Origin of the sequence: Arenibacter catalasegens (assembly GCF_002909235.1) — a bacterium.
GTDB classification, from domain to species: Bacteria; Bacteroidota; Bacteroidia; order Flavobacteriales; family Flavobacteriaceae; genus Arenibacter; species Arenibacter catalasegens.
Genome location: NZ_PHQQ01000012.1, coordinates 21554 through 39366, shown reverse-complemented (window position 1 = coordinate 39366; position 17813 = coordinate 21554). Strand labels below are relative to the sequence as shown.

At 38.3% G+C, this 17813-nt stretch carries 16 protein-coding genes; 7 read left to right on the top strand and 9 right to left on the bottom strand.

Annotation, left to right across the window (positions count from 1 at the left end; genetic code table 11):
- Positions 1–19: 19 nt before the first annotated feature.
- Positions 20–1393, bottom strand: coding sequence for a saccharopine dehydrogenase family protein (locus tag CWD90_RS11095; protein ID WP_103476135.1), 1374 nt, complete (start codon positions 1391–1393; stop codon positions 20–22).
- Between the two features lie 77 nt (positions 1394–1470).
- On the opposite strand from CWD90_RS11095, the gene CWD90_RS11090 reads away from it, so the two are divergent.
- Together CWD90_RS11090 and pckA are read left to right on the top strand one after the other, a co-directional pair.
- A complete protein-coding gene (locus tag CWD90_RS11090) occupies positions 1471–1863 on the top strand; it encodes a DUF423 domain-containing protein (RefSeq protein ID WP_103476134.1) in 393 nt (130 codons plus the stop codon).
- Positions 1864–1914: 51 nt separating this feature from the next.
- Positions 1915–3531 carry a phosphoenolpyruvate carboxykinase (ATP) gene (gene pckA / locus CWD90_RS11085; protein ID WP_103476133.1) on the top strand — a complete coding sequence of 539 codons (1617 nt, stop codon included), beginning with the start codon at positions 1915–1917 and terminating at the stop codon, positions 3529–3531.
- Positions 3532–3611: 80 nt separating this feature from the next.
- Here pckA and CWD90_RS11080 read toward each other — a convergent pair whose 3' ends face one another.
- Together CWD90_RS11080 and CWD90_RS11075 are read right to left on the bottom strand one after the other, a co-directional pair.
- Positions 3612–4358 carry a uroporphyrinogen-III synthase gene (locus CWD90_RS11080; protein WP_103476132.1) on the bottom strand — a complete coding sequence of 249 codons (747 nt, stop codon included), beginning with the start codon at positions 4356–4358 and terminating at the stop codon, positions 3612–3614.
- Positions 4355–5020, bottom strand: a complete 666-nt coding sequence (locus CWD90_RS11075; protein ID WP_103476131.1) for a DUF4271 domain-containing protein — start codon at positions 5018–5020, stop codon at positions 4355–4357. Before CWD90_RS11075 ends, CWD90_RS11080 begins: the two co-directional genes overlap by 4 nt.
- 437 nt (positions 5021–5457) lie before the next feature.
- Between CWD90_RS11075 and CWD90_RS11070 the strand changes: the two genes are divergently transcribed.
- Genes CWD90_RS11070 through CWD90_RS11060 form a run of 3 tightly spaced genes read left to right on the top strand, consistent with a single transcriptional unit; the run spans position 5458 to position 7956 of the window.
- Complete coding sequence (locus CWD90_RS11070; protein WP_103476130.1) at positions 5458–6186, top strand: polyprenol monophosphomannose synthase; 729 nt, start codon at positions 5458–5460, stop codon at positions 6184–6186.
- A gap of 1 nt (position 6187) precedes the next feature.
- Positions 6188–7525 (top strand): dihydroorotase, encoded by a 1338-nt coding sequence (locus tag CWD90_RS11065; RefSeq protein ID WP_103476129.1) that lies wholly within the window; start codon positions 6188–6190, stop codon positions 7523–7525.
- 2 nt (positions 7526–7527) lie between these two features.
- Positions 7528–7956: a DUF4296 domain-containing protein gene (locus CWD90_RS11060; protein WP_103476128.1), complete on the top strand. Its 429-nt coding sequence runs from the start codon at positions 7528–7530 to the stop codon at positions 7954–7956.
- On the opposite strand, the gene CWD90_RS11055 is transcribed toward CWD90_RS11060, so the two are convergent.
- Positions 7937–8947, bottom strand: coding sequence for an NAD-dependent epimerase/dehydratase family protein (locus CWD90_RS11055; protein WP_103476127.1), 1011 nt, complete (start codon positions 8945–8947; stop codon positions 7937–7939). The genes CWD90_RS11060 and CWD90_RS11055 overlap by 20 nt on opposite strands.
- A 106-nt stretch (positions 8948–9053) precedes the next feature.
- Between CWD90_RS11055 and tyrS the strand changes: the two genes are divergently transcribed.
- Both tyrS and CWD90_RS23210 read left to right on the top strand, forming a co-directional pair.
- Positions 9054–10349, top strand: a complete 1296-nt coding sequence (gene tyrS / locus CWD90_RS11050; protein WP_103476126.1) for a tyrosine--tRNA ligase — start codon at positions 9054–9056, stop codon at positions 10347–10349.
- A gap of 322 nt (positions 10350–10671) precedes the next feature.
- Complete coding sequence (locus CWD90_RS23210) at positions 10672–10848, top strand: hypothetical protein (protein WP_192878016.1); 177 nt, start codon at positions 10672–10674, stop codon at positions 10846–10848.
- A gap of 158 nt (positions 10849–11006) precedes the next feature.
- Here CWD90_RS23210 and CWD90_RS11045 read toward each other — a convergent pair whose 3' ends face one another.
- From CWD90_RS11045 to CWD90_RS11025, 5 genes are all read right to left on the bottom strand, one after another.
- Positions 11007–11984, bottom strand: coding sequence for a long-chain-fatty-acid--protein ligase (locus CWD90_RS11045; protein WP_103476125.1), 978 nt, complete (start codon positions 11982–11984; stop codon positions 11007–11009).
- A 212-nt stretch (positions 11985–12196) separates the two neighbouring features.
- Positions 12197–12520: a T9SS type A sorting domain-containing protein gene (locus CWD90_RS11040; protein WP_103476124.1), complete on the bottom strand. Its 324-nt coding sequence runs from the start codon at positions 12518–12520 to the stop codon at positions 12197–12199.
- Positions 12521–12702: 182 nt separating this feature from the next.
- A complete protein-coding gene (locus tag CWD90_RS11035) occupies positions 12703–13020 on the bottom strand; it encodes a T9SS type A sorting domain-containing protein (RefSeq protein ID WP_103476123.1) in 318 nt (105 codons plus the stop codon).
- Between the two features lie 170 nt (positions 13021–13190).
- Entirely contained in the window at positions 13191–16019 is a 2829-nt protein-coding gene (locus CWD90_RS11030) for a TonB-dependent receptor (RefSeq protein ID WP_103476122.1), read from the bottom strand.
- A 93-nt stretch (positions 16020–16112) separates the two neighbouring features.
- A complete protein-coding gene (locus tag CWD90_RS11025; protein WP_103476227.1) occupies positions 16113–17531 on the bottom strand; it encodes a hypothetical protein in 1419 nt (472 codons plus the stop codon).
- Between the last annotated feature and the right edge of the window lie 282 nt (positions 17532–17813).

Genomic DNA, 17813 nt, shown 5'->3' with positions numbered 1-17813 from the left:
ACCGAAATGGTTTTAAATATTAACTCGCTACGGAGTCGGGATTGTAGCCCAAGTAGGGTACGTGATATTCTTTAAAGTGTATCCCGTATTCTTTTAGTTCCTCTAAAATGGGTTCATATACCTCGCGTCTAATGGGTAATTGTACCCCAGGGTTGGTTATTTTTTTGTTTAGTATGAGCAAGGTGGCCATGGCTACCGGTAAACCAACTGTTTTGGCCATGGCAGTGTAAGTCCTATCTTCCCCAGTGACCACCATGTTGGAATCTATCTGTTCTTTATGACTATTGAGTTCGTAACCAAATTTGTGATACATAACGATCATATCCTTGTCCGTCTCAGCCAAAGTCCAACTATCCTCCAAGATTCTTTGTAAAATTTCGGCAGGGGTGGCATTTTTTAATTCAATTCTTCTTGTGGAATCAAACAGGTGCAATTCCATTAATTTTTCCCACATTATATCATCCTGATCGATTTTTAGGTAATGCCTCATTTTTAGTTCTACTGTATTGGTAGGGGAATAAGGTAGAAATAGGTTTACGAACTGGCGGTAAGACATTCCTTCAGAATTCTCTATAGTGTAACTATCATCTGTCATTCCTAATTGAACAAACATATTCCATGCCTTGGAAAAACCTACCCTTCGCATAGTTCCACGGTATAGGGTAAGCACGTTCTGCAGTCCGTAAACTTCCCTATATTTTAGGGAATCCCTATTTGCGTATACTTCAAATTTCCCGTACCCTTCAACATCCAGAAATTCTGTTCTTCTAAAAAGCTTATGGTAGGGGATGTATTTGTATGTACCTTCCTGTATAAATTTTGCTACCCCGCCTTGGCCGGCTACAACAACATTTCTAGGGTTCCATGTAAATTTATAGTTCCATAGGTTATTGTCACTTTCGGGGGCTACCAAACCACCGGTGAAAGATTCGAACAGAATCATTTTACCACCTTGATCCCTAATCTTATCTATTATCTGCATGGCACTCATATGGTCTATGCCAGGATCCAATCCAATTTCGTTCATAAATACAAGGCCTTTTTCTTTAGCCTGTAAGTCCAAAGCCATTATTTCATCACTTATATACGAGGCAGTAACCAAATGTTTTCCATATTGGATGCAATCCTTCGCCAACTTAATGTGAAAACGGGCTGGAAGCATAGAGATCACTATATCCGATTCTTGGATGGCCTTACTTCTGCCAACATCATTAAAAATGTCCAATTTTAAAGTTGTACAGGCTTTATGTAGCCTTATTTTACTGGGAAGGACTTCGGGATTTAGATCACAAATAGTAAGATGTAGATTTTCTATATCTGCTTTTTGCAATAAATAATCTAATAAATAAGAGGTGGATTTTCCTGTGCCTACAACAAGTATTTTTCTCCGCATTGGTTTTTTCCTTTTCTAATTAACGGATACTAAGGTATCAAATTGTTATATTTGTAAGGAATATGAGCATATAAGTTATGAACAAAACAATTTTTAGCACTGGGATATTTTTTGGTGTTATGGCAGTTCTTCTAGGAGCATTCGGGGCACACGGTCTGGAAAAGATGTTGGATGTAAAGGCTATCGGGACTTTTGAAACTGGAGTGAAATACCAGATGTACCATGCATTGTTCTTAATGATTTTGGGCGGTTTCAATTTATTGGCAGAAGAGCGTAAAAAGCTCGTTTATTATTTAATTGCCGCTGGCGTTATATGCTTTTCCTTTTCAATTTATCTATTGGCGACCAATGAACTGACCAGTTTTGATTTTAAGAAGATAGCTTTATTGACTCCTATAGGAGGGCTTCTGTTGGTTGCTGGCTGGATACTTTTAGGGATTCGGGTGCTTAATCAAAATCGATCAAATTAAAACTAACAAGCTTTTAGAGCCTTTATATTTTTCTAATAAAACTCAATTATTATGAATTCATCATCTCCATCAACGCCATCGATTTCGTTAAAGGCGTATGGCATTTCAACAAAAAATATCCACTACCAATTATCACCTTCCAAACTGCATGAAATTACTGTGGAAAAGGGTATGGGTGTTACTTCCTCCACAGGGGCGCTGGCTATAAATACAGGTGAATTTACTGGCAGATCGCCTATGGATCGGTTTATTGTAAAGGATGAGATTACGGCCGATAAAATATGGTGGGGGAATGTGAATATACCTTTTGAAAGCGAAAAGTTTGATGCTCTTTATACTAAGGTCATAACATATCTTAATGAAAAAGAGCTTTATGTAAGGGATTGTTTTGCATGTGCCGACGACGAATATAAAATGAACATCAGGGTTATTAATGAATATCCATGGTCCAATATGTTTGCCTATAATATGTTTTTGAGGCCTACAGCGGAGGAATTGGTGGGTTTTAGTGCTGAATGGACGGTGATAAATGCTCCTGGATTTATGGCTAAGGCGGAAGTAGACGGAACTAGACAGCATAATTTTGCCATCTTAAATTTCACCCGAAAAATTGCCTTGATAGGAGGTACCGGATATACTGGGGAAATTAAAAAGGGTATATTTTCTGCACTTAATTTTATTCTTCCGGTATTTAAAAAATGCCTTCCCATGCATTGTTCCGCCAATGTGGGCGATGATGGGGATACGGCCATCTTTTTTGGACTTTCCGGAACGGGGAAGACCACCTTGTCTGCGGATCCGAAAAGGAAATTGATTGGCGATGATGAACATGGTTGGACAAAGGAAAATACGGTATTTAATTTTGAGGGAGGCTGCTATGCCAAGGTCATTAATCTATCTGAAGAAAATGAGCCGGAAATTTACGGGGCCATAAAGAAAGGGGCACTTTTGGAAAATGTGGTCTTGAATGGCAATGGGGTGGTCGACTTTGAAAATACCTCCATTACCCAAAATACAAGGGTAAGTTATCCAATATATAATATTGACAATATTCAGGTGCCTTCAATTGGAAGTAATCCTAAGAATATTTTCTTTCTAACAGCCGATGCGTTTGGGGTATTGCCTCCTATCTCCAAACTGACCCCAAGTCAGGCTGCCTATCATTTTATTTCGGGGTACACCGCCAAGGTAGCGGGTACAGAGGCAGGCGTGGTTGAACCTGTTCCAAATTTTTCGGCTTGTTTTGGAGCTCCATTTATGCCATTGCACCCCACTAAATATGCGGAAATGCTGAGTAAAAAAATGTTGGATGCAGGGGTAAACGTATGGTTGGTTAATACAGGTTGGACCGGTGGGCCTTATGGGGTAGGTACTAGAATGAAATTGAAATATACACGTGCTATGATCCATGCGGCCCTCAGTGGCGAATTGGGACTGTACAGTTACGACAAGTATCATATCCATTCCGTATTTGGAGTGGCACAGCCTCGCGAATGCCCAGGTGTTCCTACTACAGTGCTAAGTCCTAGAGCAACTTGGAACAATGACGAGGCATACTATAAGACCGCATTTAAGTTGACCAATGCCTTCCGTGAAAACTTTAAGAAATTTGAAGCCTATGCCAATGAGGAGATTAGGCGGGGCGGACCACAACGATATGCGTTTTAAAAGAAAAACCCCGAGCTAAGCTTCGGGGTTTCTTATAAAAATCTATTACTTATATTATAATTGTTATATACGGCCTTGGCTTATTTCTTGTTTGCCGTGGTAATATATTTCTGAAGGGCCATGGTCATAGAAGGTGTTTCCGGGGTAGGAGCTTGAATGTCTATTCTAAGCCCTGCATCCGTAGCCGCTTTTACCGTAGAATTCCCAAAAACCGCTATTCTGGTTTCTTTCTGTTCAAAATCCGGGAAGTTCTTTAAAAGAGATTCTATTCCAGATGGACTAAAGAAAACTAAAACGTCATAGTACACATCCCTTAAATCGGAAAGATCGCTAATTACCGTTTTGTAAAATATTCCCCTGGTCCAATTTATTCCCAAACTATCCAGTGTTTCGGGAACAATGGGTTTAAGAACATCAGAAGAAGGCAATAGAAATTTTTCGTCCTTATATTTTTTGAATAAAGCATTTAAATCCGGAAAATTCATTTTCCCCACATAAATTTTACGCTTACGATATACAACGTACTTCTGTAGGTAGTAGGCTACTGCTTCTGACTGACAAAAATATTTCATCGAATCGGGCACTTTAAACCTCATTTCTTCCGCAATCCTAAAATAATGATCAACCGCATTTCTACTTGTTAGAATAATTGCAGTAAAATTATTGAGATCAATTTTTTGTTGTCGGACCATTTTCGCATCAACACCTTCCACGTGGATAAAAGGCCTAAAATCTACCTTTATTTTCTCCTTATCAATTAATTTGGAATAGGGGGAGTTTTCCATCTTAGGTTCTGGCTGTGAAACCAAAATAGTTTTTATTTTCATAGGTTTCGATCTATTAGATAGTTTCCAACTATAATAATTGGTGCTATTTCAAGAGCGCAAAGGTACAAAATAAAGTATACAAAATTGCTGGCAATGAATTTTTGATGATTTCTCAACGTTGTTATCCAGCCAATTGCGTTTATAAGGAATATTAATACTATACTTATGAAAACTACTGCTTTCGATTCTTGTAAAACATAATTTAATATAAGATTGGCAAATAACATTACAATGCCACTGTAGTTAAGGTAGGAAAGTTTTTTAAAAACGATTTCAGAAATGGTCTTGTTGGCATTAAAGATAAAGCCGTTGCCAAATTGCAAGAGAATTTTAAGTGACAAGAATACAAATAGGGATGTAAAAATAAGTAAATAGACCTCAAACTGGTGTTCTTTTTCGAATTGGAAAAAGATTTTATTCACAAAATAGATGAAAAGTGCGAAATTAAGTAATTGAAAAATACTGAAAAAAATACTGAACCAATTGAAGAGCCTGTCTTTCTTTTGATATAGAAAAATGTATTTATTGTTGAACGGCAGAATCATATAATTTAGAAATCGGCCGTAAAATCCCGTTTTGGCGAGTACCATAAAAAAGATACTGGAAAATAGGATAATGGTTATCCAATCTACGGTGTACTGATCTCTTAATATAGCTTCCATTTGTTCAGCCTGTTGTTTATTTCTTGGGATAACCTAAATATAAATCATTTTCCGAATGGCCCCCAGTTATCCATGGTATTGGTAGTTTTTTGTTGTTGGGTATAAAATTGTGATAAGGTATTCCCCTTGCCATTTAGTGTCAACCAAAACCCATTTTCACTTACCAGCTCTAAACGCCTTACTTTATAGTTTTTAATGATGATTCGGAAATCTTGCCCAAACCTAAGCTTTTTTAGGAATAAATCCTTGGAAAAAATAGAAGAAGCCAGATAAGGGGATATCCTATTTATTTAAATAGGAATGGATAAAAACTAAGCTTGGACGAGCTTAAATGATATCTTGGTAAGAATTTAAATTCTTTAAAAAAATCATAAAACGGCCATGATATTTCGCTACAGTTTTTAAAATACTATTTTTGCTAAAATTGCAATACCTAGATGGCGGATAGCTTAGTCATTATTCCTACCTTCAATGAAATTGAAAACATTGAGCTCATTATTCATTCCGTCTTTGCTTTGGAGCAGGGTTTCCACATTTTAGTGGTAGATGATAATTCTCCAGACGGCACTGCCAATGCAGTACGAACTTTACAGGGAGAATATAGTGATCGCTTGTTTTTAGAAGTAAGACAGGATAAGTTTGGGTTGGGAACAGCCTACATACATGGTTTTAAATGGGCAATCGACAAAAAATATGAATATATTTTTGAGATGGACGCCGATTTTTCTCACGCTCCTTCAGACCTCATAAAACTGTATCAGGCTTGTGTTAATGGTGCTGATGTGGCTGTGGGGTCTCGATACAAAAAGGGTATTAATGTGGTAAATTGGCCGTTGCATAGGATTCTACTGTCTTATGGGGCTTCGTTCTATGTAAAAGTAATAACAGGAATGAAAATTCATGACCCTACTGCCGGATTTGTTTGTTATAGGAAAAAGGTTTTGGAAACGATCAATTTGGATTCCATTAAGTTCATTGGATATGCATTTCAAATAGAAATGAAGTTCAGGGCCCATCTGAAAAAATATAATATTGTGGAAGTACCTATTATTTTTACAGATAGAATAAGGGGTAAGTCGAAGATGAGTGCCTCCATTATAAATGAGGCCGTGTTTGGTGTAATTCAGATGAAGGTGAGCAGTTTATTTCATAAAAATAGATTTTAAAATGGGAAGGATTCTTATAAAAAACGCTACAATTGTAAATGACAATAAAGTGTTTTCCAGTGATATACTCTTGGAAGATGACATTATTCTTAAAATAGAAGCAAATATTCCTTCGGAAACTGCCGTTAAGGTCATAGATGTGAAAGGGAAATACGTAATTCCCGGGGCCATAGATGACCAGGTGCATTTTAGGGAGCCAGGTCTAACCCATAAGGGTACTATAGGGACGGAGAGCCGTGCAGCGGTCGCAGGCGGAATAACTTCTTTTATGGAGCAGCCGAATACCAATCCGCAAACAACCACTATTGAAGCTCTGGAGGCAAAATTTCAGATGGCAAGAAACACTGCTTTTGCCAATTATTCCTTTTTATTCGGGGGTACCAATGATAATTTGGAAGAAATAAAAAGATTGGACAGGAATGCCTGTTCCGGAATTAAACTCTTTTTAGGTTCCTCTACCGGAAATATGTTGGTAGATAATGAGGAGGTGATCGAAAAGATATTTAGGAATACCGAGATGGTAATTTCAGCACATTGTGAGGATGAGGCTACCATTAAGGCAAATTTCGCCAAATATAAGGCCGAATTTGGCGATGACATTCCCGTTAAATACCATCCTTTGATAAGAAGTGCCGAGGCCTGTTATCTTTCTTCTTCAAGGGCCATAGCCTTGGCAAAAAAAACAGGAGCCAGATTTCATGTTTTTCATGTTTCTACAGGAATAGAAACCGAACTTTTTAGGAACGATATTCCCCTAGAGGATAAAAAGATTACTGCTGAGGTCTGTATTCATCATCTTTGGTTTTCAGAGGCCGATTACGACACTAAAGGAACTTTGATAAAGTGGAATCCGGCCGTTAAAACCGCGGAAGATAGGGGTCAGCTTTGGGAAGCATTACTGGACGACCGGATAGATGTTGTTGCCACGGACCATGCACCCCATACGTTGGAGGAAAAAAATAACGTGTACACTTCAGCACCATCAGGAGGTCCTTTGGTTCAACATGCATTGCCTGCCATGCTGGAATACTATCATTCCGGAAAGATAAGCTTAGAGAAGATCGTTGAGAAAATGTGCCATAATCCGGCAAAATTATTTCAAGTAAAAAATCGAGGATTTATCAGGGAAGGTTATTTTGCAGATTTAGTGGTATTGGATCTTGATAATTCCTGGAAGGTGACCAAGGAAAATATCGCTTATAAATGCGGATGGTCCCCGTTTGAGGGAAATACATTTAAATCCAAGATAACCCATACATTTGTAAATGGCCATTTGGCCTATGATAATGGCCAATTTTCAGAAGAGAGAAAGGCTATGAGGTTAACTTTTAATAGATAGCAATGCTAAAATATATCGTTCCCATTTTTATAGGTTTGTTGTTCTCCTGTAATGAAATGGTGGTGGATAAACCTGAGAATCTTATTCCCGAGGATAAAATGGTCACTATTTTATACGACATTTCCTTATTAAATGCGGGCAAAATAATTAATGAAAGTATTCTAAACGAATATGATATTGAGCCTATGGGGTATATATATACCAAGTACGGGATCGATAGTATTCAATTTATTGGGAGTGATACCTATTATGCTTCTATGCCCACCGTGTACGAGTCTATTTATACTAAAGTGAAGGAGAAATTGGAAAAGGAGGAGAAGTTTTTTGAAGAAGAAAGGCAGAAGAAACAGGATTCCTTAATCGAGGCGAAAGAAAAATTAAATCCCAATCTCAAGAAAAAGCCGGTAGAGACTAAGGATTCCCTTCCATAAATTTTTTGCAGGACAGTTCAATGGTTCCGTCCAAAGCCTCAAAAGTATACCCTAATTGATTTTTAATTTTGTCGCTATTAAACTTTTGATTTTTTTGTAAAGAAGAAACCGAGATTTTGGTTAGTTTTCTGCCGCTTTTCCAAAAGATATTCCTAAGCCAATCCAATCGCCAAAGGATCTCCAATTCCCAAAATTTTAGTTCCCTACTGGGACTGGGTTTGTCAAAGGCCTGAGTAATTTTATACAGTATATCTTTATAGGAAAGTTGATCGGCCACAAGGATATACTTTTCATTGGTTATACGAGACTCCATTAATTGGACCATTATATTTACTACATCACTTACTGTAATAAAACCGGTTCCTCCTGGCGGATAGTATTTACGCGCTTTAAATGCCGTTTTAAACAATATTCCGGTCCCTGTATTCCAAAAACCAGGGCCTAAAATGACTCCTGGATTAATAATTACAACAGGGAGGCCTTCTTGAGCACCTCTCCAAACCTCCAATTCGGCATCCATCTTGGTCATGGCGTAAACATTGCTTTGTTGTGTATGCCAATCTGTGTCCTCCGTGGCCTCTTGGTTATTGTCTACAGTTCTTCCTATAGCACCGATAGTACTTATGTAGCACAATTTTTTTATACCATTGGCAATACAAAGATTTACAATATTCTTGGTGCCCTCAATATTTACGGTACGCAATTGCTCATAATCATTGGGGTCGAAAGAAATTAAGGCAGCACAATGATAAACATGGGTCACGTTTTCAAAGGCAATTTCAAGGGCAGGGAGGTCGTTAATGTCCGCCTCGACCCAAGAGATTTTTTGAAAAAGTTCTTGGGATTTGTCGGTATAATAACCGAAAACTTCTTCCACTTCCTTTAGGTTACTATTTTTTCTATGAATGGCTTTGACCGGGACATCCGTTTGCAATAAGTGCAAAAGAAGGTGCGCTCCTACCAAACCAGTACCGCCTGTGACTAAAATCATGGCGCAAATTTACTCAATTGACTCTAATATATTCCATTTTCGGTTGGACTTAAGCAACCTATTTATTTTATATTTGCAGCTATTATTGAATTAGAATATTTAAGGCATGACAATAAACTTTGTAGAAGAATTAACTTGGAGAGGAATGTTGCACGATGCAATGCCCGGTACGGAAGAACATTTGTTAAGTGGAATGCAGTCTTCCTATGTGGGAATTGATCCAACTGCAGATTCACTTCATATTGGACATTTGGTAGGGGTAATGATGCTTCGCCATTTTCAATTGGCAGGGCACAAGCCATATGCCTTGATCGGGGGAGCAACGGGGATGATCGGTGACCCTTCAGGGAAATCTACAGAGCGTAATTTATTGGATGAAGCTACATTAGCGCATAATCAGGCTGCCATAAAAGCACAACTTTCCCGTTTTTTGGATTTTAACAGTGGAAATGACAATAGTGCCATCTTGGTGAATAATTATGACTGGATGAAGGATTTTTCCTTTTTGGAATTCATACGCGACGTTGGAAAGCACATTACTGTAAATTATATGATGGCCAAGGATTCCGTTAAAAAACGTTTATCTGCGGAAGCCAAAGAAGGAATGTCTTTTACGGAATTTACCTATCAATTGGTGCAGGGATATGATTTTTTACACCTTTATAGGGAATATAACTGTACCCTTCAAATGGGAGGTAGCGATCAATGGGGGAATATTACTACCGGAACAGAGCTAATTCGAAGAATTGGTGGCGGCAAGGGGTTTGCCCTTACCTGTCCGTTAATTACAAAGGCGGATGGCACCAAATTCGGGAAGTCCGAAGGGGGCAACATTTGGTTAGATTCGGAAAGGACTTCGCCTTATAAATTCTATCAGTATTGGCTAAACACCTCAGATGAGGATGCCGAAAAATATATCAAAATATTTACTTTTTTACCAAAGCAGGAAATAGAAAATTTGGTAAAAACGCATCAAGAAGCTCCGCATTTAAGGGTTCTACAAAAGCGTTTGGCCGATGAGGTTACGGTGATGGTGCATTCACAGGAAGATTTGGACAATGCTATTAAGGCCAGTGATATTCTTTTTGGAAAATCCACTTCTGAGGACTTAAAAAAACTAAATGAAAAAACATTTTTGGATGTTTTTGAAGGTGTACCACAGGCAGAAGTGTCGAAGGAGGATATTGAAAATGGCTTGGATATGATCGCAGCCTTGGCAGCAAAAACTGGCTTTTTGGGGTCTAATGGAGAAGCTAGGCGCGAATTGAAGCAAAATTCCATTTCCGTAAACAAGGAAAAGGTCAAGGAAGATTACGTCATCACTGCCGAAGACCTTATCAACAATAAATATGTTTTGTTACAGCGCGGAAAGAAGAATTATTTTGTTCTGGTGATCCAATAAACACTTTAATCTATATATTTCCCCGAATTCAAACTTCGGGGTTTTTTCTTTCCCAAGGAGTTGTCGTATCTGCTTTTTAAACAGTTGTAGGTAAATTGAATTACATTCTCTCCGTTTCTGGTTTTAAAACTTTAGTGTTGCCGTCAGGATCTGTTTAGATAAAATACCTTTTTAGCGCTGCCTCCATGATGGGCGTTTTCTGAAATTTTTTCAAGAAATTCAATTTTTATTATTACCGCATAAAAGAGTTAAGATTTTAGTTGATAGCATTAATCGATTTTGTTAAGGTGGTGTATTTTAGAATATCACTAAAATATGGAATATGACCAGTAAACAAGGTGAAGAAAACACCAAAATCTTAAAAGATGAAAATGACCCTAGGGATAATTATATTTTCCAGGAGAATAAAAAGACGAAACTAGGGGCCGTTATTATTACCGTTGTCTTGTTGGTCATCCTTGCAGGACTTATTCTTTCAGGTGTTATTTTTGAAAATTAGCTGTATTCAGTGGTTGAAGCATCACTGTGAATTAGGTCGCCAAAAGAGGGTCTAGTGGAGCAGAGAATATTCCTGCCTTTGTGCAAGAAAGAGCACCAAAGAAAAGTATCTTAATTTATTTGGTCACTACTTTTTTGATGGACGCTAAATTTCTGGTATTATAATACCATTAGATTACAGCCTCTTATATCGGAATTGTCGAACCTGCCTAGTATTTCAAAGCTACCGTCGGGTTGAACCCTTCCCAAATCTTGGGTGGCAATAAAGGAACAGGAGTGTATATTGGCCAAGTCAATGATATTTACACCGCCTGTTTTCCCCGTTGGCAGAAGTGAAAGGGGGTCCTCCGTTTCACGTGTCAAGACTTTCATCCAATTAGGGGCCAGGAAGCGTCCGTTGCCCTGGGAGTAAGCTTGGGACAACAGCTCGGTCATCCCGTATTCCGAATGTATATTTGGTACTCCGAAACCGGCTTTTAGTAAGTCATGCAGTTCCTCGCGGATCAATTCTTTTTTTCGCCCTTTCATACCTCCAGTTTCCATAATTACGGTATTCTTCAGGTTTAATTTGTATTCTTCCACCATATCCAATAAGGCAAAGGAGACGCCCAACAGTAGTATTTTTGTGCTACTACCATCTAATCTTAATAACGTCTTTTGCAAACGTTCAATATCATCCAAATAAAACCCACTATCAGGGTGGTTGCTTTTAATGATAAGGTCATTGGCCATATAAATTAAGGAAGAACCATCCCGTTCAAGATAAGAGGGCAATAACGCCAGTACACAGTAGTCTTCTATATCCCCATAAAATTGTTTAAAAGCTGTTAGATAGCTATTTTCATATAGTTCTGTACTTTGGACATAATGTTGGCTTACTTCGCTTCCTGTAGTACCACTACTGGTAAATATAATTTGGGGAGTAAAGGAGCCTGTAATTACTTTCCTAGACTTAAAAAATTCTATCGGGAGAAAGGGGATATCCGAAATGCTTCTTACATTGGATTCATTTTTTCCCAAGTGCCTACAGAACTCGTTATAGACTATGTTTCCTTGATACTGGATCCCAAAAGTTTTCAAAGCCATGGCATTGAACTCCTCTTTAGTAGCAATATTAAAAATGGTATCGACGGGCATATTCTTATTAACTACCGCAAAAGTAATGATAACAATAGCGTGAAAAACCTATTTTATGGTTTTATTGATAATTGAAATAGGGTGAAGTTTTTCTTTGGAAATAGTAGTAAGGCTTTAAATCCGTATTCCGATTATTGGTCGTTTAAGAAGAAAAATAGACGAGCATTGGGTGTAAGGTGTGTTCGGAGAATAAAATAAGATGCTTAGAAGGGTTATTTTACCACCAACTTCCTGGTCATCGTGACCCTGTTTTCTATAATTTGAAGAACATATACCCCAGGGGCTAATTTGGATATGTTTAAAAGACTTGTGGTAATACGGTCTTCTAAGACTACAGTGCCAAAAACATCATAGATTATTACATCCTTTACTCCGTTAAGTTTGGTGGTAATATACACCACCTCCTGATAGGCCGGATTGGGATATAATTTAAATGTATTGGACTGGGCAGTTCTGTCCACAGGTTCTTCAACAAATTCCTGTGCAGAAACGGCAATAGAAAATACCATGAACAGTAGGGTGTAAAATATTTTCATAGGTTATTATTGATTTGGGATCAATAAAGTAAATGTAGCTAATTGGGGAAAGAAGCGATATTAAATGTTGTAAATACGCTGTTTTTGTATGTGAACACCAATTTTATATTACATACTGTGTTCCTAAATGCTTAAAATGAGATAATTATAAGGCTTGGGAAGGTAGAAAAAGTTGGGAAGTGCTATTTAACAATTAGCTTGCGTGTAGCTATTTTGTTTTTTTCATTTACCCTTAACATATAGACCCCGGCATCCAAATCACTGACATTTAATTCCGAACCTATAATTGTTGTTTCCAAAACTTGAGATCCAAAAATATCAAATATTAGAATTTGTTTTGGGGCGTTTAAGGTAGTGCTAATATATACCCTGCCATTGGTAACCGGATTGGGATATATTTTAAAACCAGCAATTTCCCCACTCCCATTATTTCCTTTGGAATCCTGTCCATAGGAAAACGAGATAAAAAGTAAGGCTATAACTAAGTAAAGTTGCTTCATAGACACTATAACAACAAATAATATACCGTAAATGTAATAATTCTAATCGCAGCACGTTAGCGGAACTTAAAATTCTACGGGAATATTCGATGAAATGCAAAAAGAAGCCCAATTCTATGCTGATAAACACAGGATTGGGCCACTTTTTTATTTAAATTGAAATTAGCTTTTTAGAATTTTAAATTATAGCCCAAGGAGAATGACTTGCCCGGACTTCTTTTGGAGAAGGTTTGATTTTGGGCTTTGTAAGATTCATATTCACTTTCAACATCATCATCTAAAAGATTGCTTATTTTAAAACTTACGCTCTGATTTTGATTTTCGCCAAAACTTTTGGAGAGGTTGAAGTTTAAATTGTGAAAGGGCATGGTGTAAACGTCCGGTACAAAACCGTTACCTACCACCTGCAATGTTTTACCCTGCACATTGTAGTTCATACCCATTTGGATGCCGTTTTCTACTCCCTCGTAATTTAATCCCGAATTGATAAGGAAAGGTGACTGTCCCTGTAGCTCTCTGTCCTTGCCCAAGGTTTCTCCGTCCCTAAGTCCAAGCAATCTAAGATTGCGCTCACTTTCGCTATAAATTTGGGTCGATTTTATAATCGAGGTATTTACAGTAAAGCTAAAATTGGAAAGCGGCTCTGCGATGAAACCTAAATTCTTCCTTAATTCAAACTCCAATCCAATCACATCGGCATCACCTAGGTTTTGAGGGGTAAAGTTATCCGAGGAGGACTCAAAGTAAGTAAGTTCTATGGGGTCGGTAAACTTTTTATAAAAGCTACTCAATGCTATCATCTCTGCACTGTCACCGAACCATTCCACCCTAAAATCGAAATTATTAATGTAGGTGGGGTCCAAATTAATATTACCGATGAAGGTATTGTTGGATAAGGGGTCAAAAATCTTGGCAATGGAAGCTTCTTTAAAAGAAGGCCTTGCCGTAGTCCTGGAAAATGATCCCCTTAGGTTCACCTCTTCGGTTAATTCATAAATTAAATTGGCGGTTGGAAAAAGGTCGAACTTATCTATAATGGTTTCGTTATCATAAATGACTTTTTGTGAATCATTAATATCCTTGTTATCTTCTCCAGTATATCGGGATTCAAACTTTTCTACCCTTAAGCCAAGAATGGTACGCAATTTTTGACCCAATTTAAATTCATTGGATACGTAGCCTGCAATATTTTGTTGTACCGCTTTAAACGTATTGGCGGGTTCCGCTATAGTAATGTCCGGGTCAATGTAAGAGCCTGAATTGTTGTTTACCGTCCACAAGTTTTCATCCAAGAGGATGTTGTCTGCGACACCATTGAACTTTGTAGTTTGGGCATTGTTCTCTATTTCAAAATTTAAAATGCTAAAGTCCCTAGTCTTGTACGAGCTATAGGCTCCAAATTTTAATTTGGCATCTTTTTCCAAAAATTCATATCTTTTGGTAAGATCTAGTTTGGCAACGGCATTGATCTCCTCCAAATCTCTCCAAATCCTTTTTGGCTGGTTATTCTGTGGAATGGAGTAAACTCCGTCCTCTACCCTAAAGGAAGTTGTTCTAATGTCCTTGTCCTGAATTTTGGACATGGTAGGAGAAAGGGCCCATTCCGTAGTCCATGACGCATCTTCGCTGGAATGTGTTCCGGATAACAATACATTGGATATGGAGCGTTGTGTGTATTCCAAGTTGTCTTTAGAGAAATTTACAAAATCGGAAAAGTTAAGGGTCTGGCTAAAATAACCTGCCGTAGATTCCCCGTTCTGAAGATGAAGGATATTTAGTTTGTATTTGGATTTTTGAGTTTTAAAGGAAGTCCCCAATAATCCACTTACCAAAACGTTATTTCTGCCTAAATCTCCAGTTTGGGTCCTATCCGTTTCCAATTCAAAAACAGAAGTGTCCGAATTTCTTCGGAAGAAGTTGTTCTCTGCCCCTTCGTAAAAAGCAGTGGTGTTTTTATAAGAAACAGAAGCTAAAAACCCCAATCTGTTTTCACCTTCGCCCACATTGTATTGATTGCCAGTGGTGAATCCAAAGCTGTAGTCCATAACACTATTGGTTTTCATGGCCGATAGCACCGGATTAAACTTTTTGGTTATCGCTGTCAATAATGGATTGTATTCAAAGGTGTTTGGAATTTCCTGATTCCGATTAATGGGAACGCTTCGGTTGCCGTTGTCAAACCCTAGGAAATCTGTAGAACTGCCTTTATAATCCAAGTAGTTTTCATTAAAGTGCATATCTGGATTATAACTACCACTAAGAGAAATACTGTGTTCTTTTTTAGTGGGGTAATCCTTGGTAACGATGTTCACGATACCCCCCGTAAAATCTGCAGGCAGATCGGCAGAAGCAGATTTAAGGACTAGGATATTGTCGATAATATTGGTAGGAAAAATGTCCAACTGTATAGTGTTTCTATCTGGGTCCAGACCAGGTATGTCCACCCCGTTTAAAATAGATTTGGTATAGCGATCGCCCAGACCCCTAACATAAACATATTTTCCCCCTTGCACCGAAACGCCTGGTACAGATTTTATAGCACTGGCCACATCACTGGAGCCCGTTTTTTTGAAGGCTTCGGCAGATAGGCCATCCAATAGGTTAACAGCTTTTTTCTGGATACCCAGAACAGCGGTTTCAGTATTTTTCTTTACACTTACGGAAACCACTACTTCGTCCAAGCCTTCCGCCAAGGTCTCCATGGTAACATTTACATTGGTTACCTCGTTCGCCTTAATGACAACATTGGTAATTTCCACGGTTTTATAACCTAGGAAGGAAAAGGAAAGGGTGTGGCTGCCTTCGTCAAGGCTAAGCTTATAATTACCATCAAAATCGGAGGTGGTACCTATAGTGGTGCCTTTTACCAGAATGTTGGCAAAAGGGACAGGATCTTGAAAATCGGCATCGATCAATGATCCCGTTAATTCGCCAGTTTGTGAAAAGATGAATTGAAAAATAAAAAAAGTGAAAGTTGAAAGTCTAAGTGAGTTTTTCATATGTAATTAATGATTAAATCGTAATAAACCAAATGCCCGCCACTGAGTTTGGGCGAGCACGGTTATTATTTTAAAGGGGTGTTAATGTTTCTATTAGAAACCTAAACCTGCTTTGGCACTTGCATATGTCCAGGAAAATACGGTAAGGTCTGCACCTACTGTCTGAGCACCAGCGGTAACTTGGGTAGTCCAATCAGCAGCTCTTTCGGTAAATGTTGGGCTTAATATTATTTTAGATTCTACTTCATTTCCAGCATCATCCTTTTTAACTTTTTCAGAAAAAATACTGTTGTTAAAACCAACTACTTGCCAAGCTTCAAAGGTTAATTTGCCATCCAAGAAGTTTTGGGCTACATCGTTGGCATCCAATTCCACATCTTTTCCATCTTGGAATCCGAGGGCGTAGATGTTCTTGGTTGTCCCCATTGCGTTACTTCTGTAATCTGCATATTCACCATCAGTTGCTGTTGCGCTTCCGAAAATAGTAACGTTTTGAAGTGTAAAAGAGCCTTCTGTAGAACCTTCTGGACCATCAATTTCAAAAGCATGGTCAGAGGCCTCACCAGAAATTACTACCGCATTGTCTATAGTGCCAGAGTATGCTTGGTCAATATCCAAGGCATCATCACCTTGTGCCCATACCAATAGATTCTTTGGACTAACAGTGCCACCAAAAAATTCTATACCATCATCAACATTGGCAACAATTTCAATATTTTCAATCTTGGTGCCACGACCTACCGAACCTAAGGTAAGTCCGTTGATCTCATTTCCTTCACCGATCAAAGCCCCACCGTGACGAATGGAGATAAACTCTAATTCCCCGGAATTGTCATCATCGTTCAAAGCATCACCAGGGCCATAAAGTCCAAAAATGTCATCGGCAGGAATACCTTCGATCTGCACTTGGGTAACATCGCCTTTAAAAGAACCTGTAGCCCTTCCCAAAACTATTAATCCACCCCAAAGTCCTCTCTGATTATGATCTAAATTGGTTCCAGCTGATTGTCCAACGCCTATGTTATCGGCCTCGGCAGTGAATATAATTGGCTTCTCGGCAGTGCCGTTGGCCATAATGGTAGAACCTCTTTGTACAATTAGTGCAGAAGCCAATGAACCAGAACCTGGCTTGCCTTTTATAATGGTGCCTGGCTCAATGGTCAATGTTTTTCCAACACCAATAACCACTTTACCGGCCAATACATATATATTGTCAGCAGACCATGTAGTGTTAGCGCTTATTTCCCCAGATACTGTTATGATTTCAGCACAAGAACCTCCTAGGTCTATTCCTGTCTCATCTCCATTTTGAATTCCGTCGTTACAGGTAACAACAGCTACGGAACAAGGCTGACAGTTAGGTCCTCCACAATCAACCTCGGTTTCTCCTTGATTTTGAATTCCGTCATTACAGGTAGCAACAATAGCTGCTATTGGTGGTTCGTCATCGTTACTACAAGATGTAAATGCTAGGGCGCCTATGGCCAATGCGGATAAAAAAAGTTTTTTCATTTCAACAGAATTTTTTGGTTTCATTTTTGAGTTCACTTGTTTTATTTAAACATGGCAAATTAATTACCCAACTGTAAAAGTCCTGTTACCCTGAGATTAATAGTTTGTTGGCTTAATGTTATCTAAATGTTACTATATTAAATAGGTGTTAAGAGGTTTCGTGTAATAGTATTATCTTTACTTTTGACGCGGAAAACCAATAAATATTAAGGTTTAAATTGCATGTTGTATTTGATCAAAAATTGTATTGGAATTGCTTATTTTAAAGTATAGTAACACTCC

Bases quoted from the DNA above. Each gene is read 5' to 3' on its own strand.
- CWD90_RS11030 (WP_103476122.1), bottom strand. From the start codon at position 16,019: ATGAAAAACTCACTTAGACTTTCAACTTTCACTTTTTTTATTTTTCAA.
- pckA (WP_103476133.1), top strand. From the start codon at position 1,915: ATGAATTCATCATCTCCATCAACGCCATCGATTTCGTTAAAGGCGTAT.
- CWD90_RS11075 (WP_103476131.1), bottom strand. From the start codon at position 5,020: ATGGAAGCTATATTAAGAGATCAGTACACCGTAGATTGGATAACCATT.
- CWD90_RS11070 (WP_103476130.1), top strand. From the start codon at position 5,458: ATGGCGGATAGCTTAGTCATTATTCCTACCTTCAATGAAATTGAAAAC.
- CWD90_RS11065 (WP_103476129.1), top strand. From the start codon at position 6,188: ATGGGAAGGATTCTTATAAAAAACGCTACAATTGTAAATGACAATAAA.
- CWD90_RS11095 (WP_103476135.1), bottom strand. From the start codon at position 1,393: ATGCGGAGAAAAATACTTGTTGTAGGCACAGGAAAATCCACCTCTTAT.
- tyrS (WP_103476126.1), top strand. From the start codon at position 9,054: ATGACAATAAACTTTGTAGAAGAATTAACTTGGAGAGGAATGTTGCAC.
- CWD90_RS11080 (WP_103476132.1), bottom strand. From the start codon at position 4,358: ATGAAAATAAAAACTATTTTGGTTTCACAGCCAGAACCTAAGATGGAA.
- CWD90_RS11035 (WP_103476123.1), bottom strand. From the start codon at position 13,020: ATGAAGCAACTTTACTTAGTTATAGCCTTACTTTTTATCTCGTTTTCC.
- CWD90_RS23210 (WP_192878016.1), top strand. From the start codon at position 10,672: ATGACCAGTAAACAAGGTGAAGAAAACACCAAAATCTTAAAAGATGAA.
- CWD90_RS11045 (WP_103476125.1), bottom strand. From the start codon at position 11,984: ATGCCCGTCGATACCATTTTTAATATTGCTACTAAAGAGGAGTTCAAT.
- CWD90_RS11055 (WP_103476127.1), bottom strand. From the start codon at position 8,947: ATGATTTTAGTCACAGGCGGTACTGGTTTGGTAGGAGCGCACCTTCTT.
- CWD90_RS11090 (WP_103476134.1), top strand. From the start codon at position 1,471: ATGAACAAAACAATTTTTAGCACTGGGATATTTTTTGGTGTTATGGCA.
- CWD90_RS11040 (WP_103476124.1), bottom strand. From the start codon at position 12,520: ATGAAAATATTTTACACCCTACTGTTCATGGTATTTTCTATTGCCGTT.
- CWD90_RS11025 (WP_103476227.1), bottom strand. From the start codon at position 17,531: ATGAAAAAACTTTTTTTATCCGCATTGGCCATAGGCGCCCTAGCATTT.
- CWD90_RS11060 (WP_103476128.1), top strand. From the start codon at position 7,528: ATGCTAAAATATATCGTTCCCATTTTTATAGGTTTGTTGTTCTCCTGT.